This window comes from Burkholderia sp. Bp9142 (genome assembly GCF_003853415.1).
GTDB lineage: Bacteria > Pseudomonadota > Gammaproteobacteria > Burkholderiales > Burkholderiaceae > Burkholderia.
On sequence record NZ_QTPP01000017.1, the window covers coordinates 40,622 to 63,552 of the forward strand.

General features: G+C 68.5%; 23 protein-coding genes and 1 pseudogene. 11 read left to right on the top strand and 13 right to left on the bottom strand.

What is annotated here, in order from left to right:
• The first annotated feature begins 120 nt into the window (after window positions 1–120).
• The gene (locus DIE22_RS19780) at window positions 121–663 is read left to right on the top strand and encodes a helix-turn-helix domain-containing protein (protein WP_124605931.1); all 543 of its coding nucleotides are present in this window, start codon (window positions 121–123) and stop codon (window positions 661–663) included.
• Between the two features lie 31 nt (window positions 664–694).
• Window positions 695–1,432 carry a histidine utilization repressor gene (hutC, locus tag DIE22_RS19785; protein ID WP_124605932.1) on the top strand — a complete coding sequence of 246 codons (738 nt, stop codon included), beginning with the start codon at window positions 695–697 and terminating at the stop codon, window positions 1,430–1,432.
• A 100-nt stretch (window positions 1,433–1,532) separates the two neighbouring features.
• On the opposite strand, the gene DIE22_RS19790 is transcribed toward hutC, so the two are convergent.
• The 3 genes from DIE22_RS19790 to DIE22_RS19800 form a co-directional block, all read right to left on the bottom strand.
• The gene (locus tag DIE22_RS19790) at window positions 1,533–2,381 is read right to left on the bottom strand and encodes a phytanoyl-CoA dioxygenase family protein (RefSeq protein ID WP_124498714.1); all 849 of its coding nucleotides are present in this window, start codon (window positions 2,379–2,381) and stop codon (window positions 1,533–1,535) included.
• Between the two features lie 39 nt (window positions 2,382–2,420).
• Complete coding sequence (locus DIE22_RS19795) at window positions 2,421–3,221, bottom strand: ABC transporter substrate-binding protein (protein ID WP_124605933.1); 801 nt, start codon at window positions 3,219–3,221, stop codon at window positions 2,421–2,423.
• 128 nt (window positions 3,222–3,349) lie between these two features.
• Window positions 3,350–3,571 carry a hypothetical protein gene (locus DIE22_RS19800; protein ID WP_124605934.1) on the bottom strand — a complete coding sequence of 74 codons (222 nt, stop codon included), beginning with the start codon at window positions 3,569–3,571 and terminating at the stop codon, window positions 3,350–3,352.
• Window positions 3,572–3,709: 138 nt separating this feature from the next.
• Here DIE22_RS19800 and DIE22_RS19805 point away from each other — a divergent pair, with 138 nt between their 5' ends.
• The 3 genes from DIE22_RS19805 to DIE22_RS38900 are packed head-to-tail and all read left to right on the top strand — an operon-like array spanning window position 3,710 to window position 4,876.
• Complete coding sequence (locus DIE22_RS19805) at window positions 3,710–4,189, top strand: helix-turn-helix domain-containing protein (RefSeq protein WP_124498717.1); 480 nt, start codon at window positions 3,710–3,712, stop codon at window positions 4,187–4,189.
• On the top strand, window positions 4,186–4,626 hold the full coding sequence (locus DIE22_RS38895) for a nucleotidyl transferase AbiEii/AbiGii toxin family protein (RefSeq protein WP_260426731.1): 441 nt from the start codon (window positions 4,186–4,188) through the stop codon (window positions 4,624–4,626). The genes DIE22_RS19805 and DIE22_RS38895 overlap by 4 nt, the downstream gene beginning before the upstream one ends.
• Entirely contained in the window at window positions 4,592–4,876 is a 285-nt protein-coding gene (locus tag DIE22_RS38900; RefSeq protein WP_260426732.1) for a nucleotidyl transferase AbiEii/AbiGii toxin family protein, read from the top strand. Before DIE22_RS38895 ends, DIE22_RS38900 begins: the two co-directional genes overlap by 35 nt.
• 2 nt (window positions 4,877–4,878) lie before the next feature.
• Here DIE22_RS38900 and DIE22_RS38905 read toward each other — a convergent pair.
• Window positions 4,879–5,192, bottom strand: a pseudogene (locus DIE22_RS38905) (ankyrin repeat domain-containing protein); the annotation flags it as partial.
• Here DIE22_RS38905 and DIE22_RS38285 point away from each other — a divergent pair.
• Window positions 5,085–5,414 carry a hypothetical protein gene (locus DIE22_RS38285; protein ID WP_185640652.1) on the top strand — a complete coding sequence of 110 codons (330 nt, stop codon included), beginning with the start codon at window positions 5,085–5,087 and terminating at the stop codon, window positions 5,412–5,414. The pseudogene DIE22_RS38905 and the gene DIE22_RS38285 overlap by 108 nt on opposite strands.
• 10 nt (window positions 5,415–5,424) lie before the next feature.
• Window positions 5,425–6,291 carry a LysR family transcriptional regulator gene (locus DIE22_RS19820; RefSeq protein WP_124498719.1) on the top strand — a complete coding sequence of 289 codons (867 nt, stop codon included), beginning with the start codon at window positions 5,425–5,427 and terminating at the stop codon, window positions 6,289–6,291.
• A gap of 28 nt (window positions 6,292–6,319) precedes the next feature.
• Here the strand turns inward: DIE22_RS19820 and DIE22_RS19825 are convergent, their stop codons facing one another.
• On the bottom strand, window positions 6,320–7,504 hold the full coding sequence (locus DIE22_RS19825; protein WP_124605935.1) for an amidohydrolase family protein: 1,185 nt from the start codon (window positions 7,502–7,504) through the stop codon (window positions 6,320–6,322).
• A gap of 68 nt (window positions 7,505–7,572) precedes the next feature.
• Window positions 7,573–8,772: an amidohydrolase family protein gene (locus DIE22_RS19830; protein WP_124605936.1), complete on the bottom strand. Its 1,200-nt coding sequence runs from the start codon at window positions 8,770–8,772 to the stop codon at window positions 7,573–7,575.
• 473 nt (window positions 8,773–9,245) lie between these two features.
• Between DIE22_RS19830 and DIE22_RS19840 the strand changes: the two genes are divergently transcribed.
• Window positions 9,246–9,857, top strand: coding sequence for a glycine zipper 2TM domain-containing protein (locus DIE22_RS19840; RefSeq protein WP_124498723.1), 612 nt, complete (start codon window positions 9,246–9,248; stop codon window positions 9,855–9,857).
• Window positions 9,858–10,312: 455 nt separating this feature from the next.
• Complete coding sequence (locus tag DIE22_RS19845) at window positions 10,313–10,819, top strand: GNAT family N-acetyltransferase (RefSeq protein ID WP_124605938.1); 507 nt, start codon at window positions 10,313–10,315, stop codon at window positions 10,817–10,819.
• 74 nt (window positions 10,820–10,893) lie between these two features.
• Here the strand turns inward: DIE22_RS19845 and DIE22_RS19850 are convergent, their stop codons facing one another.
• Window positions 10,894–12,888: a glycosyl hydrolase family 28 protein gene (locus DIE22_RS19850; RefSeq protein WP_124605939.1), complete on the bottom strand. Its 1,995-nt coding sequence runs from the start codon at window positions 12,886–12,888 to the stop codon at window positions 10,894–10,896.
• Window positions 12,889–13,213: 325 nt separating this feature from the next.
• Here DIE22_RS19850 and DIE22_RS19855 point away from each other — a divergent pair, with 325 nt between their 5' ends.
• The gene (locus DIE22_RS19855; protein WP_124605940.1) at window positions 13,214–14,572 is read left to right on the top strand and encodes an aspartate aminotransferase family protein; all 1,359 of its coding nucleotides are present in this window, start codon (window positions 13,214–13,216) and stop codon (window positions 14,570–14,572) included.
• Window positions 14,573–14,621: 49 nt separating this feature from the next.
• On the opposite strand, the gene DIE22_RS19860 is transcribed toward DIE22_RS19855, so the two are convergent.
• Both DIE22_RS19860 and DIE22_RS19865 read right to left on the bottom strand, forming a co-directional pair.
• Window positions 14,622–15,806, bottom strand: a complete 1,185-nt coding sequence (locus DIE22_RS19860; protein ID WP_124498791.1) for a M20 aminoacylase family protein — start codon at window positions 15,804–15,806, stop codon at window positions 14,622–14,624.
• Between the two features lie 38 nt (window positions 15,807–15,844).
• Window positions 15,845–17,080 carry a diaminopropionate ammonia-lyase gene (locus tag DIE22_RS19865; RefSeq protein WP_124605941.1) on the bottom strand — a complete coding sequence of 412 codons (1,236 nt, stop codon included), beginning with the start codon at window positions 17,078–17,080 and terminating at the stop codon, window positions 15,845–15,847.
• 180 nt (window positions 17,081–17,260) lie between these two features.
• Between DIE22_RS19865 and DIE22_RS19870 the strand changes: the two genes are divergently transcribed.
• Complete coding sequence (locus DIE22_RS19870; protein WP_124498728.1) at window positions 17,261–17,737, top strand: Lrp/AsnC family transcriptional regulator; 477 nt, start codon at window positions 17,261–17,263, stop codon at window positions 17,735–17,737.
• A 2-nt stretch (window positions 17,738–17,739) separates the two neighbouring features.
• On the opposite strand, the gene DIE22_RS19875 is transcribed toward DIE22_RS19870, so the two are convergent.
• The 4 genes from DIE22_RS19875 to mhpT form a co-directional block, all read right to left on the bottom strand.
• On the bottom strand, window positions 17,740–18,357 hold the full coding sequence (locus DIE22_RS19875; RefSeq protein ID WP_124498729.1) for a PolC-type DNA polymerase III: 618 nt from the start codon (window positions 18,355–18,357) through the stop codon (window positions 17,740–17,742).
• A gap of 235 nt (window positions 18,358–18,592) precedes the next feature.
• A complete protein-coding gene (locus tag DIE22_RS19880) occupies window positions 18,593–20,317 on the bottom strand; it encodes a tannase/feruloyl esterase family alpha/beta hydrolase (protein ID WP_124605942.1) in 1,725 nt (574 codons plus the stop codon).
• Window positions 20,318–20,345: 28 nt separating this feature from the next.
• Window positions 20,346–21,494, bottom strand: coding sequence for a porin (locus DIE22_RS19885; RefSeq protein WP_124605943.1), 1,149 nt, complete (start codon window positions 21,492–21,494; stop codon window positions 20,346–20,348).
• A 60-nt stretch (window positions 21,495–21,554) separates the two neighbouring features.
• Window positions 21,555–22,760: a 3-(3-hydroxy-phenyl)propionate transporter MhpT gene (gene mhpT, locus DIE22_RS19890; RefSeq protein ID WP_124498732.1), complete on the bottom strand. Its 1,206-nt coding sequence runs from the start codon at window positions 22,758–22,760 to the stop codon at window positions 21,555–21,557.
• Window positions 22,761–22,931: the final 171 nt, after the last annotated feature.

Sequence of the window (22,931 nt, forward strand, 5' to 3'; positions counted from 1 at the left end):
TGGATCGGGTGTGCCGCGCCGTCCGCGGCCGTGTCCCTGGCATTACAAGACACACGATACATCATAGGACACTTTGTGTCATGCGTTACAATCGGTTTTTCGAAGGACACCTGGCGCCCCATGACGATTCGCCTGAAGCTGCTCAGAAAACAGAAAGGCTGGACGCTCGATGTGCTGGCCGACGAGACCGGCCTGACCAAGAGCTACCTGTCGAAAGTCGAGCGCGGCCTGAGCGTACCGTCTATCGCGGTCGCGTTGAAGCTGTCGAAGGCGCTGAACGTCGACGTCGAGCAGCTGTTCTCGGAAAGCCGCAACCGCGAGCTGATCACGGTCACGCGCGCCGGCGAGCGCACGGCGATGGGTGCGGCGGCCGACAGCCACGCGCACCGCTTCGAGAGCATCGCGGCCGGCGTCGCGCCGAAGAAGATGCTGCCGTTCGTCGTGCGCCCGCCGCACGAATTCGTCGCGTCGACGTTCCGCGAGCATGAAGGCGAGGAATTCCTGTTCGTGCACAAGGGGCGCATCGAAATCGAATTTCCGAACGAGACCGTGCAACTCAAGACCGGCGATTCAGTCTATTTCAACGCACTCATCCCGCACCGCACGCGCAGCCTCGGCACCGCGCAGGCGGAGATCCTGGTCATCGTCAGTCACGACGACTAGCCTCGTCACCTCTTCGCGCAAGGATCCTTCGATGGTCACAAAGGCCACCGCACCGTTCCAGCAGATCAAGGCGCTCGTGCGCCAGCATGTCGATGCGGGCGACTGGCGCCCCGGGGACCGCATTCCGTCCGAACTCGATCTCGCCGCGCAATTCGGCGTCGCGCGCATGACGGTCAACCGCGCGCTGCGCGAGCTGACCGAGGAAGGCGTGCTGAAGCGCATCGCGGGCGTCGGCACCTTCGTCGCCGAAGTGAAGCCGCAGTCGAACCTGCTGATGATCGCGCATATCCGCGACGAGATCCGCGCGCGCGGGCACGAATATCGCTGCCGCGTGCTCAGCCAGTCGCGCGAGCCCGCGTCGTTCGACGTCGCGGCCGCGTTCGGGCTGGCGGTCAACACGCCGGTCTTTCACGTGGTGTGCGTGCACGAGGAAAACGGCCGCCCGATCCAGCTCGAGGATCGCTACGTGAACCCGGCCGCCGCACCCGATTTCATCGATCAGGACTTCCAGGCCGAGCCGCCGTCCGAGTACCTGTTCAACAACGTGTCGCACGACGAACTGGAGATCGAGCACGTCGTCGATGCGTCGCTGCCGACCGGCGAACAGGCGCGGCTGCTCGACATGCGCGCCGACGAGCCGTGCCTCACGCTCACGCGCCGCACCTGGACGAACGGGCTGCCCGTCACGTTCGTGCACTTCCTGCATCCGGGCAACCGCTACCGGCTCGGCTCGCGCTTCAAGCCCGGCGCCGGGCGTCACCCGACCTGAACCCGCTTCGACACCTGAACACGACCACGCGCGGCGGCCGCTTCATCGCGAAACGGCCGCCGCGCGCGTGGTCCTGCGTGATGTCGTCGTTCTACGCCGCTCAGATCGCCGCGACCTGCCCCGCGTCGCGCGACCACACGACCGGAAACAGCGCATGCTCGAGCGGCGCGCCGTCCGGCAGTTCGTCGGCCAGCCCCGGGAAATCGGGCGACGTCTTCCAGCGGCGCGGCGCGTGCCGGATGTCGTCGCCGACGAAGCGGATCGAGAACGCGCGCCGGCGGTTCCGCGTGCCGCCCGACGCGTGCAGCGTCAGCATCCGGAAGCACACCATGTCGCCCGGCTCGAGCGCCCAGTGGCGGATCGGGAACGCGGAACGGTCGGCCTCGATGTCGGGCAGGTCGGCGAGGCTGCCTTCCGGAAACCACTTCGCCTCCTTGTCCATGAACGTGCGCGGCATCAGCCACGGCCCGAGGTGCGACCCCGCGACGAATTCCAGCGTCGATTCGAGCGGCACCGGATCGACCGGAATCCACATGCTGACGTTGTCGTCGCCTTCGATGTTGTAGTACGGCTGGTCCTGGTGCCACGGCGTGCGCTGCCGCGTGCCGGGCTCCTTCACGAGCAGGTGGTCGTGATGCAGCCGCACCGTGCGCGTGCCCATCAGCGCGGCGGCCACCGATGGCGCGGGCGTTCGCACGATGAAGTCGCGGTATGCGCCGTTGTGCCGCCAGTTGCAGAAGTCCTCGAAGAACCAGCCCGGATCGTCGGGCCGGCTCGCGACCTTCGCGCGCTCGCTCGGCTGCGCGAGGTTCGCGTCGATGCCGGCACGCAGCGCGGCCACTTCGTCGGGCGAGAAGATGCCCTTGATGCACACCGCGCCTTCGTCGCGGAAGGCGGCGATCAGTTCGGGCGTCACGGCTTTCGCGACGCGGTCCTGGATACTCGTCATGGCTTGCCTGTCGATTGAATGCGTCACGGGATCATCGGGTCACGGTGCGGACGTCAGCTGCTTGGCGCCGTAGATGTCGAAGTCGAAGTATTTCGCGGCGATCTTCCGGTACGTGCCGTTCGCGCGGATCGCGGCGATCGCGTCGTTCAGCCGCCTCTTCATGTCGGCATCGCCCTTGCGCACGCCCATCGCGACGCCGTAGCCGGTGATGCGCACGTCGGTCACATCGGGGCCCGCGAATGCGTAGCCCTTGCCGCGCGGCGTCTTCAGGAACGCGTAGCCGGCCTGCGTCTTGTCCTGGAAGGTCGCGTCGAGACGGCCGTTCACCAGGTCCTGATACACCTGGTCCTGGTTCTGGTACGACACGATCGTCACGCCCTTGGTCGCCCATTCGGCCTTCGCGTACGCCTCTTGCGTGGTGCCCTGGTCGATCCCGACCCGCTTGCCGGCGAGTGACGCGGCCGTCGGCAGCAGCATCGAGCCGGCCGGCGCGACGAGCGCGCCCGGCGACGCATACAGCTTGTTCGAGAAGTCGATCTGCTTGAGCCGCTCGTCGGTGGCCGTCATTGCGGACATGATCACGTCGAACTTGCGCGCGCGCAGTGCCGGAATCATTCCGTCGAAGCCCTGCTCGACCCATGCGCACTTCGCGCGCAGCTGCTCGCAGATCGCATTGCGCAGGTCGATGTCGAAGCCGGCGAGCGAGCCGTCGGGCTGCTTCGCCTCGAACGGCGGATAGGTGGGATCGATGCCCCAGCGGATCGTCGCCGTGTCCTGCGCGAACGAGACGAGCGGCGCGAACGCCAGCGCGGATGCGACGAGCTTTGCAGTGCGGTTCATGGTGTGTCCTGGTGGTCTCGACGTGGCGGGCAAGCGCCGGGCGTCCGTTGGGGAGCGTCGTGCCGGCAGGCCCGGCACGGTACGCGAAAGACTGGACTGCGCTGAAACTGCGATGCAGTCTAGACCACTCAATTCTCGAGCGCAAGCGGGGGAAATGGCGGCGAAACGAAGTAGCGGGAGCGGGAGGGTGAAATCTGGGAAAAAAGCTGGATCGACGGCCCGACAATCGCCGTCAGCGCAGAATTCTCCTGAAATTTCGAGCGTTTACCCGGCGTGATGCTTGGCTGCCACAGAATGCGTTTTTGCGGATATCCGCCGGAAGAGGATATCGATACAACGCGGCCGACCATAGCCTCTCCCGATACCTTTCCGCCTGCACAGCTCATGCAGCCTATACCGCATCGACGACCATGGCTGGCGACGAGCATCGCGGGGATGTAAGATATACTTTACATTCATGCGCGATGATCCTGCCCCGGGAGGTCAACATGCAACTCTATGAAATCGGACAGGCCGTTGCAAAACGGAGGGCCGAACTCGACCTCACACAGGCCCAGCTTGCAAAACTCGCCGGTTTGTCTCGCCTCACGGTAAACCAGCTTGAAACCGGCAAGATCAGGGATCTTGGAATCAACAAGCTGATCCCTTTGCTCAGCGTGCTCGGCATCGAACTCCTGGCGCAACCGCGACAGGCCCAAAGTGGTCTATACAAAGCCGTTGTGAGCTCAAACGTCAGCTACAAGGGCGAATTGACCGAGCGACTGCTGGCCGACGCGTTGACCACGGGACAGATTCCGGCAGGATACGAATCGCAGATCTCCGTCATCCTCGACGAGGTACCGTTGCCGGTGGTGGTGAAGGCCGCCGAAGAAGCTGCCGAACGCTCCGGCACGCCGCTTCGCGCTATCTGGAAAAACCTTGCCGCATGGTCGAAGAATCTTCATCTATACCGGGAGGTATGGGCATGATTGCACCAGCCGATTTGCCCGACGGCCCGTGGCAGGGCCTTTTCCGTCAAGCGCTGACGCTCGTCGACGCGATACGGAAGCACGGCACATCCCGTCCGTTCTGGACATTCGGCGGCGGCACCGTCCTCATGCTGCGTCACGGACATCGTGTCAGTAAGGACATCGACATCTTCGTACCCGATCCGCAGTATCTCGGGTACGTGAACCCGCGCATCAGCGACGCCGCATCCGACCTCACGACCGAGTACGAGGAGCACGCCGGTTTCGTGAAACTGGTGTTGCCCGACGGCGAAATCGACTTCGTGGTCTCCCGAAACCTGATGTCCCCCGGTTACGACGAGTGGACGCTGATGGACCCACGTCGTCAAGGTCGAGACTTCAGCGGAAATCGTGGCCAGGAAAATGTGGCATCGCGGAGATCGGCCCGCTGCGCGTGACCTGTTCGATCTCTGTCTGGTCATCGAGCGGGAACCGGAGAGCTTGATGGAGGCAAGTGCATTTCTCGTTCGCCATCGCGATACCTTCCTGAGTCTGCTCAACGAGCGGCGTGCGTTCGTGCAGTCGCGCTTCGACGATATCCGGACGCTCGGCTATACGCCGTCGTTCGACTACTGCGTGAATCTGGCCGGCGAGTTCCTCCGGCAGCTTCCCGCTGCCAGCCCCGCGCACACCTCGCGCCGCCGCTAACCCTACCGCCCTCCCGCCGCCACCAGAATCCGCTCGATCGGCGCATACCCGCGGCTGCGCGCATGCTGCAGGGGCGTCTCGCCGTTCGAATCGGCCGGTTCACGTTCGCCGTCGCATCGACCAGCAACTGCACGATCCGCACATAGCGCCCGCTGCTGTCGCCGAGCATGATCGCCTCCAGCAGCGCGCTCCAGCCGAGCTGGTTCACGTGATCGACGTCCACACCCGCATGGATCGGCGTGCGCACCGTGTCGACGTGGCCGCGCTCGGCCGCCGGAATCAGCGCGGTGCCGCGATACCGGTTCGTGCTGCGCAGCCGCCCTTCGAGCGCGCCGCCGTCGGCGGCCGCGACGGCCTGGCAAGCGTCGTCAACGCAAACGAGCCGACGATCGCCATCCATTTGAACCTCATCCGGTGCCGTCCTTGCATGTGCGCCCGCGCAGCCGCGCCGGGTCCGGCGAAACCGCGATTGCCCGCGGCCTCCGGCCATGTTAAAAGTCGTCGCACGCATTTGGAAATGAAATGCTCGAATTCATAAAAGTGCAGAAATGAATAGACCTTTGTTCGACCTCGACCTGTTGCGCGCGCTCGTGATGGTCGCCGACTGCGGCAGCTTCACGACCGCGTCCGCGCGCCTGCATTCGACGCAGTCGACGGTCAGCCAGAAGGTGCGGCGGCTGGAGGAGATCGCCGGGCATCGCCTGCTCGACCGCGGCACGCGCGACGTGCGGCCGACCGACGCCGGCGTGACGGTGCTCAGCTACGCGCGGCGCATGATCGCGCTGAACGACGAGATGCTGGAAGCGCTGTCGGGCGCAACCGTCGCGCTGACGATCCGGCTCGGCGTGCCCGACGATTTCGCGGCGGGCCGCACGACCCATGCGCTCGCCGCGTTCAAGCGCGATCACCCGCAGGTGAAGCTCGAAGTGATGTGCGGGCTGAGCCGCGACATCTGCGCGGCCTACGATCGCGGCGAGCTCGATCTCGTGCTGATCAAGCAGCGGCGCGACAGCCGCGAAGCGGTGGTGCGCTGGCCGGAGAAGCTGCGCTGGATCGACAGCGCGCAGCATCCGACGATCGAGCTCGATCCGGTGCCGATCGTCGTGTTTCCGCCGCGCGGGCTCTATCGCGACGACATGATCAAGGCGATCGAGGAGCGCGGCCGCCGCTGGCGGATCAGCTTCACGACGTCGAGCCTGAGCGGTATCCAGGCGGCCGTCGCGGACGGGCTCGGCATCAGCGTGCTGCCCGCGCGCGTGGTGACCGACGACCACGTGGTGCTGACCGAGGAGCACGGCGGCTTCGCGCCGATCGAGAACATGGACATCGCGATCCTGCATCGGCCGACGGCCGATCCGATGGTCAGCGAGCTGACGAAAGCGCTCGCGGCGCTGCTCGAGCACGAGCGGGAATGAGCGCAGCCGGCGCGATGCGGCGCTCAGATCAGACCAGCGCGCCGTTGCGCGCGACGATCTTCCCCGACGACACGACAAGCCGCCGCGTCGGCCGCGCGACGACGGCCTCGGCGAACGTCAGTGCATCGACGAGCACGACGTCCGCACGCTTGCCCGCCTCCAGACCGTAGTCGGCGAAGCCGCAACCGCGCGCCGCGCCGTGCGTCACGCAGTCGAGCGCGACTTCGAGCGCGTCGTCGCGGCGGAAATCGTTGCGCATGCCGATCAGCATCGCGCGCTCCAGCATGTCGGGCGAACCGTACGGCGTCCACGTATCGCGCACGCCGTCGTTGCCGCCGATGACGGTCACGCCGGCCGCGCGGCAGGCGGCGACCGACGGCACCGGCACCGCGGCCGGCGCGGTCGTGACGATCGCGACGCCGAGTTCGGCCATCCGCGCGAGCAGCGCGTCGCGCTCACGGTCGGCGATGTCGCCGAGGCAGAAGCCGTGGCTGATCGTGACCTTGCCCTGCATGCCGAGCGCGGCCGTGCGCTGCAGGATCAGGTCGAGCGAGTACGCGCCCATCGACCCGCGCTCGTGCAGGTGCAGGTCGAGCCCGCGGCCGTGGCGCTCGGCGACGCCGAACAGCACGTCCACCGCCTCAACCGGATCGCCTTCGATCGCGCACGGGTCAAGGCCGCCGAGCAGGTCGGCGCCCGCGCCGAGCGCGTCGGACAGCAGCGCGGCGGTGCCGGGCCGCTTGAGCACGCCCGACTGCGGAAACGCGACGATCTGGATGTCCACCTGGCCGCGCAGCGTCTCGCGCGTCGCGAGCACGCCGTGCAGATGCCGCAGCCCGGCCTCGGTGTCGACGTCGACGTGCGTGCGGATGCGCGTCGTGCCGGCCGCGAGGAACGCGCGCGACAGCGCGAGCGACGCGGCACCCGCATCGTGGCCGCTCGTCGCGCGGTAGTGGCGCTCGTTCTCGATGCGGTCGACGAGGCGCGGCCCCACCGCGTTGCGATACCACGGCATCCCCCAGTGGGTCTTGTCGAGGTGCGTGTGACCTTCGACGAGGCCGGGCAGTGCCAGCGCGCACGCGCCGTCCTCGATCGCGCAGCCGGGGGGCGCGTCGAGCGACGGGCCGACGCGCGCGATGCGCTCGTCTTCGATCAGGATGTCGAGCGCTTCGTCGGCGTGCGTGCGGACGTTGCGGATCAGCAGGTTCGTCATGTCGGTTCCGGTTTGGTCGGTCAGTGCAGGTCCGTCGCGATGCACGCACCGTGACGGCAATCAGGTCGTTATCGCGTGAAGCGCAGCGCCGGCGCGAACGGCGCGCCGGTATCGCTTTCGCCGCGGCGGAACACCCAGCGTTCGGCCGGCACGCCCGCGACGGCGGCCGCCGCATTCGGCGCGCGTACCGCGACGAAGGTCGCGTCGCAACCCACCGCGATTCCATAGTTGTCCTTGCCGATCACGTGCGCGCCGGCGTGCGTCGCCATGTCGAGCGCGATGCCGAGCGCTGCGTCGGTATGAAAGCCCGAGCGGTAGCCGACCATCATCGCGCGCTGCAGCATGTCGCCGTTGCCGTACGGCCACCACGCATCGCGAATGTTGTCGTTGCCGGCGAACACGTGCACGCCCGCGTCGCGCAGTTGCTGCACCGGCGGGAACGCGCAGTCGCCCGGTGCATTCGTCAGGATCGACACGCCGGCGTCGGCGAGCGCTGCGGCCGCGCGCTCGACGTCGCCATGGCCGACCTGGCCGAGCGCATACGCATGGCTCACGTTCACGCGGCCGCCGAGGCCCGCCGCGCGCGTGCGCGCCGCGATCCGCAGCAGTTGCGCGATGCCGGTCTCGCCCGGTTCGTGCAGGTGGATGTCGATCTTCGCACCGCGCGTCTCGGCGATGCCGAACACGATGTCGAGCTGGCCGTCCGCGTCGCCGTCGAGCGTCGTCGGGTCGATCCCGCCGACCACGTCCGCGCCTTCGCGCACGGCGGCATCGAGGATCGCGGCGGTGCCCGGGCACGTCACCACGCCGGCCTGCGGGAACGCGACCAGTTCGATGTCGACGATCCCGCGCCACTGTTCGCGCGCGGCCATCACGGCCTGCAGGTTCGACAGGCCCGTCGTCGCGTCGACGTCGACGTGGCTGCGCATCGCGATCGTGCCGAACGCGGCGGCCTGCGCGATCAGCGCATTCGCGCGCTCGACGATCGGCGGCGCGGCCGCGAGCTGGCGCTTCTCGACCGCGAGCCGCTCGCGCAGCGAGCCGACCGGTTCGTGCGGCACCCAGCGGTCGCCGACGAAGCTCTTGTCGAGATGGATATGGCCGTCGACGAAGCCGGGCAGCACGACGCGGCCGTCGAGATCGATCGTTTCCGCGCCGGGCTCGGCGGTGCGATCGGCGCCGATCGCGATGAAACGGCCGTCTCTGACGACGAGGTTGATGGGCTGGCCGCCGGCATCGACGGCGTTGATGAAGAGACGATCGGTCATGACTCGGAATGTGGGGCGGTCGCTGCGCGACCCCGGCGCGGACAGGGGAACGAACCTTGGCCGGCGCGGCGCGGCCGTTGGCAGGGCAGGCTGGGAATCCGGCCACGATATCGGACGCCACCGCCCGAGGCCAATTAAATGTCGCGATGCCGCGCATTCGATTTCGCGATGTGTGGTGCGCAGGGCCGCCCGGCCTGGCGCGGCGATGGGGCTGGATCACGGCGGAACCGCGAAAATGCCACTGGCCGCGCAGCGGCCGCTTCAGCGGATTGCGGGCGCCCCGAGGCCGCGTCGCGCCGTCGCCGGCGCCGGCTTCGACGCCCCGCCCGGGCGGCGAGTTACGCGGCAACAGACTTTACACGTTGTTACCCGGCCGCACCGGACGCGCATCCGGCCATTCCTTATACTCACGCCGAGTTCGCCACCCGTCCCGGAATCCGTAGGCGGACACGTTGCCGATGCAGGGAAACATCATGATGCGCATGCCTTCCACGAAGACCGTCCTGTTCGCCACGCTCGTCGCCGTGGCGGCGCTTCCGCTGACCGCCTGTGTCGCGCCCGGCTACTACGGCGCGCAACCGGGCTATCCGCAGCAGCAATACGCGACGCCCGGCTATGCACAGCCCGCGTATTCGCAACCGGGCTACGTGCAGCAGCAACCGGCGTATCCGAACCAGGCGCCGCAGTACGACCAATACGGCAACCCGCAGCCTTACGGCGGCCAGTACGGCAACGGCTACGGCACGCAATACGGCACCGTCGCGAACATCCGGCCGGTCAGTGGCTCGGTCGGCGCGTCGGGCGTCGCCGGCACCGTCGTCGGTGCGCTGGTCGGCGGCCTGGTGGGCAACCAGTTCGGCCGCGGCCACGGCCGCGATGCGGCCACCGTGATCGGCGCGCTGGGCGGTGCCGTCGCCGGCAACCAGATCGGCCAGCAGATGGGCGCGGCCCAACCGCCGAGCAGCTACCGGATCGACGTGCAGGTCAGCGACGGCTCGACGCGCTCGTTCGACGTGCAGTCGCCGGGCGACCTGCGCCCGGGCGATCGCGTGCAGATCAACGGCAATCAACTGTCGCGTTATTGATCCGGATCGCGTGCGCGTGACCTGATCGGGCGCATCGCGCCCGGTCGACGCTGCAGGCCGCTTCCGCGCCACGGCGCACGCGCGCCGCTTCATCTCCATCTTGCAGTCAGCGCGGCACGCTTGTCGCGCATCGCGCGTCACCGCCCTCCTCCGCACGCCGTCCACGCCCGCGTTCGCATCGAACGCGACGGCCGGCACCTCCGCGCCCGGTTCGTCTCCGACTGCACACGTCAGACGCCGATCGCGCGATCACCGACGCACCGCGCACGCGTGTCGATTGCACGCACGCCATCGCCTGCACCATTCGCACATCGGTGCCGTGCTTCACGGATGCCGATGCAGCGTGGCGATCGAGCCAGCAAATGCGTGCGTTTCCGCTTAGCATTGTCGATGCCCTGCCGCGCAGCGCGCCGCGGATTCCGATATCCCGGCGCACCAACGACAATCGCACCCCGATGATCACGATCCGCCTGCTCGACGCCGCCGATGCGGCGCAGTTCCAGTCCGTGCGCCTGCGCGCGGTCGACACGTCGCCGACCTCGTTCCTGCCGACCCGCGACGAAGAGGCCGGCGTCCCGGTCGACGAATTCGCGACGCGCATCACGCCGACCGGCGTGCAGGCCGTGTTCGGCGCGTTCGACGGCGACACGCTCGTCGGCATCACCGGCGTGCGCCGCGATGCGCGGGCGAAGGTCGCGCACAAGGCGACGATCTGGGGCGTGTTCGTCGACCCTGCGTATCGCGGGCGCGGCATCGCGCAGTCGCTGCTCGACCGTGCGACCGCGCATGCGGCGCAAGCGTGGCGGTGCAGGCAACTGGTGCTGTGCGTGAACGAAATCAACGGCACCGCGGAACGGCTGTACGCATCGCAGGGGTTCGTCCGGTTCGGCACCGAACCGCGTTCACTGTTCGTCGACGGCCGCTTCTACGACGAACACCACATGGTCAAGACGCTGACGTAGCGCGTTCGCAGCCGGTTCGCGTTCGCGTGCGTCGACCGACCGCACGCGAACGCCCTGCCGTCACGCCAGCCGCATCACCGCTGGTCGGTGACCGTCGTATTGACCGCCTGCCCGGCGATCGTCACGTTCGTCAGCGTCATCGCGTTCACGTTGAACGCATAGATCGGCCCCGGCGACGTGACGGTCGGCGTGCCCGACGCGACCGGCGTGCCGAAGTCGCAGTTGCTGATCGTCACGCCGGAAATCGGCTGCACGGCGGGCGTCGGCGGCGTGCCGTTGTAGTCGAACGCGACCGGCCCCTGCGCGACGATCGCCTGGAAGCACGACGCGGTCACGCCGTTCAGCGTCACGTTGCTCGCCTTCACGTCCGAGATCGTCACGTTCCGCACGACCGGCGGCCGCGTGCGCACCGCGTCGTTCGCGGGCTGGTAATCGCAGTCGAACGTGACGATGCCGCCCTGCGCGGCCGACGGGTTGCCGGCCGCGGGCGTGACAACGCCAAGCGGCACGCTCGCGTTGATCGGGCTGCCCGCGAGCAGCGCGCTGCCGTAGCCGCCGCCCTTCAGGTTCACGCCGTTCGGCAGCGTGACACCCTTCACGTGGAAGTCCTTCACGTAGCCGCCGCGGTTCATGTTGGTCTTCACGCGAATCGCGATGTTCAGCGGGTTGGTCTGCCAGTTCGCGTTCAGCATCGACAGGTTGGTCGCGTAGATCTGCTCGACGCCGCCGCCCATCTCGCTGCCGAGCGTGATGCCGCCGTGCCCGCTGTTCATCGTGCAGTTGCGGATCAGGTGCCGCTTTGCCGGGCCGTATTCGGTGTCGCGGTCCTTGCCCGACTTGATCGCGATGCAGTCGTCGCCGGTGTTGAACGTGCAGCCTTCGCACAGCACGTCGGTGCACGCATCCGGGTCGAAGCCGTCGTTGTTCGGGCCGATGCTGTTCGTCGTCACGCCGCGGATCACGACGTTGCGGCTGGCGGTCGGATGGTGCTGCCAGAACGGCGTGTTCTGCGTCTGGTAGTGCTCCATCAGCACGTTGGTGCAGCCGATGAATTCGACCATGCACGGCCGCAGGTAGTGGCCGAGGCCGAAGATGCGCTTCTCGACCGGCACGCCGGCCTCGGACAACGCGGGCAGGTAGTTCTGGTCCTGCTGCCACGGCGTGACGGGCGACGTGAGCAGCGCATAAAGCGCGTCGGGGATCGCGGGCGCGACGATCCGCAGGTCGACGTTGTTCGGATTCGCGTAGTTCTGGGCCGGCACCGTCGCGCCGGCACCGTATGCACCCGATGACCCCTTGTAGGTCCACCAGCACACGCTGCTGCTCCCGGAGCCGGAGAACGGCGTCATCGCCTGGCCGTTCAGCACCGACGTCGGCCCTTCGCCGGTCAGCGCGATGTTCGTCGCGTTGCGCGCGTAGACGGGCGCGCCGTAGTTCAGGCAGTCGTTCGCCTGCCAGCGGCTGTAGTACAGGCGGCCGTTCGCGCCGCAGTCGACCGGGCCGTCCTTCGCATAGTCGGCCGGGTTCGGGCTGAAATAGATCGTGCAGTTCGCGCTCAGGTGGAAATTCACGTTGCTCTGCAGCACGACCGGCCCCGCGCAATACCAGTTGCCGGGCGGCACGACCACGCGGCCGCCGCCTTCGCGCACGCACGCGTCGATCGCCGCGAGAAACGCCGGGCGCGAGTCGAACGCGCCGGGTGCGGTCGTCAGTTCCGAACCGGGGCTGACCGGCGATTTCGCCGCCGGGTACGGCGATGTCTGCGCGACGGTCGCGCATGCGCGGGCGCCGTAGTGCGTGACGTCGAAGTCGCGCCTGCGGAACGCGAGGCGCGACACATGCGCGAGCGATGCCGCGATGCGCGCCGCCGCGCCATGCTCGCCCCAGATCAGGTCGACCGCCGCATGGGGCGGCGTGCCGGCCGCGAACGCGCGGGTGGCCGCGAGCGGCCCGCCGAGCATGGCGCCGCCCGCGAGCGCGCCGGTCCAGCCGATGAAGTCGCGACGCGATACCCGCTGCGGCGCGGGCGATCGGACAGACGAAGACGAACGGCGACGGTTTGCGGCCATGGGCACTCCTTCAGTGGTTGGGGGATCGATGCGCCGGACGGCGGATCGCTATTCATACGTCGTCGTACTACATTGCGCAGTCTAGATGCGATCGAAGCCGGGGATGTATCTGTCGTTTACCCTGTTTTTTCTGACTCCATGCCGCTTATGTGAGCACACACTCACTCCACGATTTCCAAATTAAGACATATGTTGTCGTATCTTTATGCGCAAAAACTCCAGGTCTGACGGACACGTGGTCGAGCCCGAATCGACCGTGCGCATGGAATATGACAAGCTGGCGGAGGCATCTGCCGCCCATTCAAACCCGTCCCAGGAGCCTCAATTGCAGACCCGCCACGGAGTCGACCTCATCCGCGCCCGCGCGCTGTTCGATCGCGAGTGCCGTGCCTTCACCGACGCCATGCCGGCCTCCCGCGCGTTGTCCACGGAAGCCGCCGAGCATTTGCTGTTCGGTGTGCCGCTGCACTGGATGCAGGACTGGTCGACCCCGTTCTCGCTGGTCGTGAAGGAAGCGCGCGGCGCGACCTTCACCGACGTCGACGGTCACCGCTACGCGGACTTCTGCCTCGGCGACACGGGCGCGATGTTCGGCCATGCGCCCGAACCGGTCGCGCGCGCGCTCGCCGAACAGGCGACGCGCGGCTACACGACGATGCTGCCGAGCGAGGACGCCGCGTGGGTGTCGCGCGAACTCGCGCGGCGCTTCAGGCTGCCGGTCTGGCAATTCGCACTGAGCGCGAGCGACGCGAACCGCTTCGTGCTGCGCTGGGCACGCGCGGCCACCGGCCGCAACACGATCGTCGTGTTCAACGGCTGCTATCACGGCACGGTCGACGACGTGTTCGTCGATCTCGTCGACGGCCGCCCGGTGCAGCGCGACAGCCTGCTCGGGCAAGCCTGCAACCTGCTCGCGAACACGCGCGTCGTCGAGTTCAACGATCTCGATGCGCTCGAAGCGGCGCTGAAGGAAGGCGACGTCGCGTGCGTGCTCGCCGAACCCGCGATGACGAATATCGGAATGGTGCTGCCCGAGCCGGGCTTCTGGGAGGCGGCGCGCGCACTGACGCGCCGCTACGGCACGCTGCTCGTGATCGACGAAACGCACACGATCAGCAGCGGCCCGGGCGGCTACGCGGCCGCGCACGGTCTCGAACCGGATGCGCTGGTGGTCGGCAAGCCGATCGCCGGCGGCGTGCCGTGCGCGGTGTACGGGTTCAGCGCCGAATTCGCGGAACGGGCGAAGCTGGCCAAGCTGAACGCGCCGCCCGGCCATTCCGGGATCGGCACGACGCTCACCGCGAACATGCTCGCGATGCATGCGATGCGTGCGACGCTCGCGGAAGTCGCGACCGACGCCGCGTATGCGCACATGTTCGGGCTGGCCGCGCGGCTCGCCACCGGGCTCGAACGGACGATCGCGAAACACGGTCTGCCGTGGTGCGTGACACGCATCGGCGCGCGCACCGAGTTCCAGTTCACGCCGACCCCGCCGCGCAACGGCACGATCGCGGGCGAGCAGCTCGACAGCGAGCTCGAGCACATCGTGCATCTGTACCTGCTGAATCGCGGCGTGCTGATCACGCCGTTCCACAACATGATGCTCGTCTGTCCGCAGACCACGGCCGACGACGTCGACACGCTCGTCGCGCAGTTCGACGCGTGCCTGGGCGAACTGGCGTGACGTGTCGACGCGCGGTGCGGCACGGCGCAGGCGAGCGCCGCACCGCCCGCTACGCGGCCTTCAGCGCGCGCCGCGCCACTTCCGCGAAATAGCGCGCGCCGACCGGCAGGATCTCGTCGTTGAAATCGTAGCCCGCGTTGTGCAGCGGCACCCCGCCGCGCCCGGCCGCTTCGCCGTTGCCGATGAACACGAAGTTGCCCGGCACCGCCTGCAGGAACGCGCCGAAGTCTTCCGAGATCATCATCGGCTGCACGCCGGCGTTCACCGCGTCGGCGCCCGCGACCTGCGCGGCGGCCTGCACGGCCGTGTCGACCCATTCCGGGGAATTCACCGTCGGCGCGAACTCGTGCGTGTACTCGAACGTGCAGGTCGCGCCGTGCGTGCGGCAGATCCCTTCGCTGATCTCGCGCATCCGCGTTTCCAGCAGCGCCTGCACGTCGCGCGCATAGCTGCGCGTGTCGCCCTTGATCGTCACCGTCGACGGAATCACGTTGCGCAGCCCGTCGGTGATGAACTCCGTGCACGAGATCACGGCCTGCTGGCCCGGGTCGAGATTGCGCGACACGATCGTCTGCAGCGCGAGCACGATCTGCGAACCGATCACGATCGGATCGATGCCCATGTGCGGGCGCGCCGCATGCGTGCCGCGCCCGTCGATCCGGATCACGAAGTTGTCCTCGCTCGCCATGATGCCGCCCGCGCGCGTCGAGAACGTGCCGGCGCGCATGCCCGGCATGTTGTGCGCGCCGAAGATCGCGTCGACCGGAAAGCGCTCGAACAGGCCGTCGGCCATCATCGCCTTCGCGCCGCGGCCATGCTCCTCGGCCGGCTGGAAGATGAAGCGCACCGTGCCGTCGAAGTCCTTGCGCTCGGCGAGCAGTTGCGCGGCGCCGAGCACCATCGACATGTGACCGTCGTGCCCGCACGCGTGCATCTTGCCCGGCGTGCGCGACGCATGCTCGCGGCCCGGCGCGTGCTCGACGATGTTCAGCGCGTCCATGTCCGCGCGGATGCCGATCGCGCGCTTGCCGGTGCCGGCCGTCAGGTTCGCGACGAGGCCGGTGCCGCCGATCCCGCGATGCACGTCGAGCCCGAGCGTCGTCAGGATGCGCGCGACGTAGTCCGACGTGTTCACTTCCTCGAAACCCGTCTCCGGGTGCTGGTGCAGATGCCGGCGCCAGGTCTTCAGCCGCCCCTGCAGCGTGCTTTCTTCCGTCGCGTCGATTGTGTCCATCGTGCCTGCCTCGTCGGTCGTCATGTCGTTCGGTCCGCTCAGGCCATCGCGGCCGCGCGGTTCAGCCAGTCGCGCTGGCGCGCCAGCACCGCATCGGCCGTGTCGCCGACGCAGCGCCGGTAGACGGACGGCGCGGTCGCGCCTTCCGTGTTGATCGCCAGCACCCGCGAATGCGCATCGAGCCCGGCCTCACGCGCCAGCGCCGGGTCGCGCATCAGCGCGGTCAGCCCCGCGATGCCCGCCGCGCCCGATTCGCCAGACACGAACGGCACGTCGCGTTCGCTGCCGGCAGCGAGCGCGCGCATCGCCTGCACCGCGTCGTCGTCGTCGATCAGCATGAAGTGGTCGATGCACGGCTCGAGGAAATCCCATGCGAGCGGCGACGCCTCGCCGCACGCGAGCCCGGCCATCACCGAGTCGACGCTGCCGGTCGCCTTCGCCGCTCGCCCGGCGAGCGCGCTCTGGTACAGGCAGTCGGCCTGGCGCGGCTCGACGACGATGAAATGCGGCCGCTGCGCGCCAGCATGCTCCCAAAGATAGCTCGCGATGCCGGCCGCGAGACCGCCGACGCCGCCCTGCAGGAACACGTGCGTGAACGGCCGGCCGTCGGCACCCGCCGGCTGCTGCGCGAGCACTTCGGCCGCGATCACGCCGTAGCCCTGCATCACGTCGCGCGGAATCGCTTCATAGCCGTCGTACGATGTATCCGACACCACGTGCCAGCCGTTCGCGTCCGCAAGCTGCGCGGCATGGACGACCGATTCGTCGTAGTTGCCGGCGATCCGCACGATCCGTGCGCCGTGCGCGGCGATCGCGTGCTCGCGCTCCGCGTCGACATGCGCGTGCAGCACGATCACGCAGCGGCAGCCGATCGCGCGCGCGGCCGCGGCCAGTGCGCGGCCGTGATTGCCGTCGGTCGCGCTGATCACCGTGAGATCGGCCAGCGACGCCGCGTAACGGCCCGTGACGAGCCCCTGCGGATCGAGCGCCTCGTTGCGCCGCAGCCGCTTCACGAGCCGCATCAGCGCGATCGGCGCGCCGAGCGCCTTGAAGCTGCCGAGCGGCGAGCGGCACGCCTCGTCCTTCACGCTGACGCTCGCGACGCCGAGCCGCGCGGCCAGGCCGGGCAGCGCGCGCAGCGGCGTGTGCGCGGCGCCGACGAGCGGCCAGTGCGACAGCCACGCGCCGCTCTCGTCGGCCGCGGCGATGTTCATGACGCGGTGCAGGGCGTCGGGATAGTCGGTGCGCGACGCGCGGGGATTGGCGATCAGCATGGCGGGAAGACTCCGGATAAGGGCCGCGCGGGCGGCCCGTCGATGGATGCGGTGCGTGCGCATACGGGTTGCGCTCGCCGTCGGTCCGAAAAATAATATTGCACATGCCGGGCAACAAAATCGCCAAATCGGCGGCCCGGACGCAAAAATTTCTCATTCTTTCGAGGTTGCCACGCCATCATGCCCACCCCACTCGATGCGTTCGATCGCAAGCTGCTGATGGAAGTCCAGCGCGACGCGAACACGCCGCAGAACGAACTCGGCGCCCGCGTGAACCTGTCGACCGCCGCCGTGAACCGCCGCCTGCGGCGGCTCGCGGAAGACGGCGTGATCGAGCGCTATACGGCCGTCGTCGCGCCGGAGAAGGTCGATCATCCGCTGACGATCGTCGTGAACGTCGAGGTCGAGAGCGAGCAGATCGACCAGCTCGACGCGATGAAGCGGACTTTCGAGCGCTGCCCGCAGATCCAGCAGTGCTACTACGTGACCGGGGAATGGGATTTCGTGCTGATCCTCGCCGTGCGCAACATGGATCAGTACAACGCGCTCACGCGCGAGCTGTTCTTCGCGAACAACAACGTGAAGCGGTTCAAGACGCTGGTGAGCATGAGCCGCGTGAAGGTCGGGCTCGAGGTGCCGGTGGATCCCGACGCGTGACGTCAGCGCCCGTCGGCGGCCAATGACCCGAAAAACGTCGCGACCTTCGCCTTGCTCGTCTTCTGCAGGCGCGACATGAGCCCGTGATCGACGTGCCGCAGCCCGTAGGTCTCGCCGATGTCGCGCTGCAACCGGCACCACAGATGGCTCGCGATCTCCGCGTCGACCATCGCCCGGTGAGCGCGGCCCGCCTGCGGCAGGCGCAGCATGTCCGCGAGGCTCGACAGGCGGTGACTTCGCGCGTGCGGGTAGATGCGCCGCGCGACGAGCAGCGTGCAGGCAAACGCATGCTCGGCCGCCATGCCGAGCATCCCGAGCTCCGCCTGCCAGAACCGCTTGTCGAAACCGGCGTTGTGCGCGACGACGGGATGGCTGCCGACAAACGCGGCGGCTTCCTTCATGACCTTCGACACCGGCGGCGCCGATGCAATCATCTCGTTGGTGATCCCGGTGAGCGCGACGACGTCGGACGGAATGCGGCGCCCCGCGTTCATGAGGCTCTGGTAACGGTCGACGATCTCGCCGTCGCGCAGAAGGATCACGGCGATCTCGGTCGCCCTGTCCCCCATGTTCGGAGAAAGCCCGGTTGTTTCGAAGTCGAGTACCGCTACGGTTTGCATGGTCGAATCAGAGGAAGGATACCTGGCGAGGCGAGGCGCGTCGGTCAGGACGCGTCACACCGACGAGAAAGCGCCATAGTATCCCCGGATGCGGCGTCCGGCGGCAAACGCCATCGTCATGCACGGCTCATCGACGTTTCCGTGCGGACAGGCCAGCACGCTCGCCACATCCGCCGCGAGCAACGGCGAATGTACCGATGCGTCTGCACATCGGTACATTCACACGCCCTCCCGGTCAGCGGCAACTGAAGCTCGCCGCCGAGTTCACGTCGCCCGATCCGTTGTAGCGCGCGACCTGCGGATACGGGCACAGCGGACGCGTGCGTGCCGCCCCCCACGACGCCGGCACGTCGGCATTCGGCACCGCGTTCGTCGTGTCGCGCGCGGCAGCGACGATCGCCGTGGGCGCCTGCCCCTGCTCGACCCACGCGACGAGCGGCGTCAGCATGTCGAACTGGTCGGCCGCCGGCCCGCCCGAGCAATGGTTCATGCCCGGCACCGGATAGAAGCGCGCGAAGCCCGACGCGTCGCCGCCGTTCGCCTGCGCGAGCCGGCCGTACCAGTCGCTCGTGTCGTTGAACGAGAACACCGGGTCGCCGGTGCCGTGATAGACGAGCAGCTTCGCGCCGCGCGACTTCAGCGCGGACAGGTTGGTCTCGTCGGGCGGCGTCATGAACGACCACGCGGATTGCGTGTACACGCCGCTCGTCGCGAAGATCGCCGGCGCGTCGTTGTCCATGTCGAAGCCGAACGCGAAGCCGGCGAGGTTCGCGAGCGTCGCGGCGGTCTTGGGCGGCGTCATGAACACGAACGCCAGCGCGGCCGGGTCGAGCGTGACCGAGTTCGACTGCTTCCACGCGGCCCAGCCGCCGGCGGCCATGCCGGGATCGTACGGGAAGCTCGCATAGAGCGCCGTGCCCGCGCTGTTGCGCGCGCCCGCGAACACGTTCTCGAGCGCGCTCTTCTGCGCGGTGGTCAGGCAGGCGCCGGTGCGCGTGTCGTTCGCGCAGGTCGGGACGTCCGCTTCGACACTGAAGTGCGCCTGGCACGCGGCGACGTCCTGCACCATCCCGTCGGTCGTGCCGTCGAGCGCATCGCACTTGTCGAGAATCCTCGCGCCGACGTACCGGCGCTCCGCGTCGGTGAAGCCGCTGCGGATGTCCGGCAGCCCGTTCGTCCCGGTCGCCGACGCGATCTTCGCGAACTGCTGCGCGCCGTATATCTCGCCGATCGCCGCCTTCGGCAGGTGGAAGCCCGGATCGCCCGCGATGATCCCGTCATAGTCGCCCGCGTTGCGCACGGCCGTGACCATTGCGTGACGGCCGCCGTTCGAGCAGCCGCCGAAATAGCTGCGATCCGGCGCCTTCCCGTACGCGAGCCGGATCACCTGCTTCGCCATCGGCGTGAGCGCGTCGACGGCACCGTAGCCGTAGTCGAGCCGCGCCTGCGGATCGAGGCCGAACAGCGGATTCTGCGCGGCGCTGTGCCCGGAATCCGAGCTGATCACCGCGAAGCCCATGTTCAGCGCGTCGGTCAACGGCCCGCCGCCGCCGATTTCGCCGGTCGCGGTCAACACGTTGCCGTCGAACCCGCCGTTCGCCTGGTAGAAGAAGCGGCCGTTCCACGCCTTCGGCAAGCGCATCTCGAAGCCGATCGCGTAGGTCTTGCCGTCCACCGCGCTCACGCGCTCGTTCATCTTCCCTTCGATCACGCAGTGTTCGGCGATCGGCTTGCCGGCCACCGTCAGCGCGCCGGCGGCCGCGGTCGTCACCGACGTGAACGACGTGTTCGCATACGCGAGCTTCGCGGCGAGCGCGTCGCAGGCCTGCGTCATCGCGGCCGGCGTCGCGGCGCTCATATGCGTCGGCGCGGCGCTGACCGAATCGTCGCCGCCGCAGCCGGCGAGCATGGCCGCCGCGGACAGCGGCGCGATACAGAGGAATGCAGATTTCCTGTTCAAGATATCTCCCGTTCGTCAGGCTGCCGGATCAGAACATGTGCCGCACGCCGACCATCGCGCCGAGCTGCCCCATCCCTGCGCCGGGCGTCGTGCCGGCACCGCCGCCGCTGACCGCGTAGCGCGCATGCGCGCTGTTCCACAGATACGACGATTGCGCGTAGACGGCCGTGCGCTTGGTCAGCAGATAGGTCGCGCGCAGCGTGGCCATCGTCGCGCGCGTGTCGTGCGCGCTGTTGACGATCCGGTAGCCTTCGCCGTCGACGACGAAATCGGGCTTCACCGCATACGACGCGCCGACGAAGAACAGGTCCGAATGCGCACCGGCCGCGGCCGGCGAACCGGTCGACACGCGCCGCCCGATCCAGCCCGCGCCGATCCGCGCGCCGGCCGCCTGCGCATAGGCGCTCACGTGCGCGCGCGCGTCCTTGCCGCCGCTGCTCGTGAACGGGACCGGCGCGACGCCGTCGAAGAAGTTCGCGGCCGCGCCGGTGCCGCCGCGCTGCTCCTCGTACGACGCCGCCGCGCCAAAATACGCGCTGTCGTACTTGAGCATCACCGACCAGTTGCGGCACTGCACCGCATCGCCCGGCACCTGCCCCGCACACGTGCCCTGCCCCGGCGAGTTGCCGGTGCCCGCGCCGTCGCGGCCGAACGAATACGCGGCGCCGAGCGTCACGCCGCGATACGAACCGACGTAGGTCACCGCGTTGTCGGCTCGGCCGTTCGGCACGTACGCGTCGAACGAGCCGAGCCCGTAGATGTCGGGGCCGATGATGTCCGCGCCCTGCAGCGCGAGATAGGTCATCGTGTACTGCCGGCCGAACGCGAGCGTGCCGAACCCGCTCTTCAGTCCGACGAACGCCTGCCGCCCGAACAGCCGGCCGCCCTGCCCGAGATCGCCGCCGCGCACGTTGAAACCGCTTTCGAGCGTGAATACCGCCTGGTAGCCGCCACCGAGATCCTCGGTGCCGCGCAGGCCCCAGCGCGACGGCAGTTCGCCCGTCACGCCCGGCATGCGCACCACGTGATCGCCGGCCGCGTTCGCGTGCGACACGAACTCGACGCCCGTGTCGATGATCCCGTACAGCGTCACGCTCGACTGCGCGTGCGCGCCCGGCGCGGCGAGCGCGCAGCATGCGCCGGCGGCCAGCAGGCCGTTCCTTGTCTTCGTTTTCATGTCGTCTCCAGACCTGGGTGAATCGCGCGCTCTGACGGCGCGCATTAAAGAAACGAAGCGTCAGTCGCCGGCTTGCGGGCGGCGAATCAGCACCAGCGCGGCGACGGCCGCGACGAGCGTGACGGGGATGCTCGCGCCGATCACGACCGGCGCGCTGCGACCGGCGGCCAGCAGCGTCGCGGCCGCGAGCGGCCCGACGACGGAACCGAGCCGGCCGACGGCCACTGCCGTGCCAACGCCGGTGCCGCGCATCGCGGTCGGGTAGTAGATCGCCGCGAGCGCATACAGCACCGACTGCCCGCCGACCACGAACATCCCGGCCGCGAACGCGGCCGCCGCGAGCGACGCGAACCCGGGCGCGGCCGCGAGCGCGGCGAGCGACAGCACGATCCCGACATACATGCCGCCGACCACGCGCGACGCGCGCATCCGGTCGAGCGCCGCGCCGATGCCGAGCGCGCCGAGCCCCGCGCCGACGTTGAACGCGATCTGCACGAGGCCGACGTGCCCGCGGTCGAGCCCGCGCGCGGCCATCAGCGACGGCAGCCAGTTCAGCAGGAAGTAGAGGACGATCAGCGTGCAGAAGTAGCTGACCCACAGCGCGATCGTCGACGTCGTGCGGCCGTCGCCGAACAGCGTGTGCGTGACGCTCGTGCGCGCGGCCGGCGTGCCGGCGACGTCGAGATACGCGCGCGATTCCGGCAGGAACCACACGAGCAGCGGGACGAGCAGCAGCGGCCCGGCGCCGCCGACGTAGAAGATGTGCCGCCATTCGGTATCGCCGGCGAGCAGCACGCCGATCAACGACGCGATCACGCCACCGAACGGAATGCCGCAATACATCGTGGCCACCGCGCTGCTGCGCGAGCGCGGCTCGACCGCTTCGGACGACAGCGCGATCAGGTTCGGCATCGCACCGCCGAGGCCGATGCCGGTCAGCACGCGCACGACGACCAGCATCGCGAAGCTCGATACCTGCGCGGTGGCGATCGACAGCAGTCCGAACAGCACGACCGATGCGATCAGCACGCGCTTGCGCCCGATCCGGTCGGCGAGCCGACCGCCGAGCATCGCGCCCGGCAGCAGCCCGAAGGTGCCCGCGCTGAACGCGATGCCCATCTGCGACACGCTCAGCCCGAATTCGCGCGCCATGCGCGGCGCGGCGACGCCGACCGACTGCAGGTCGAGCCCTTCGAGAAGGGCGATCGCGAAACACAGCGCGAGCGTGGTCGCGACCGTGGGTTTTTCGGCAACGTAAGTGTTCATCTTGTCTCCAGTCCCATGTCTTGTCGTCGGTCGACCATGCAACGGCCGCCGCGCGCCGACGCCGGCCAGTGGCGGATCGGCGCGCGAGGTGTCGCATGAACGGCCGCCCTTATCAGGCAGCCTGATTCACTGGCCGCAAGAACGCCTGCCGGTGTCGTGGCCGGCCGGTCG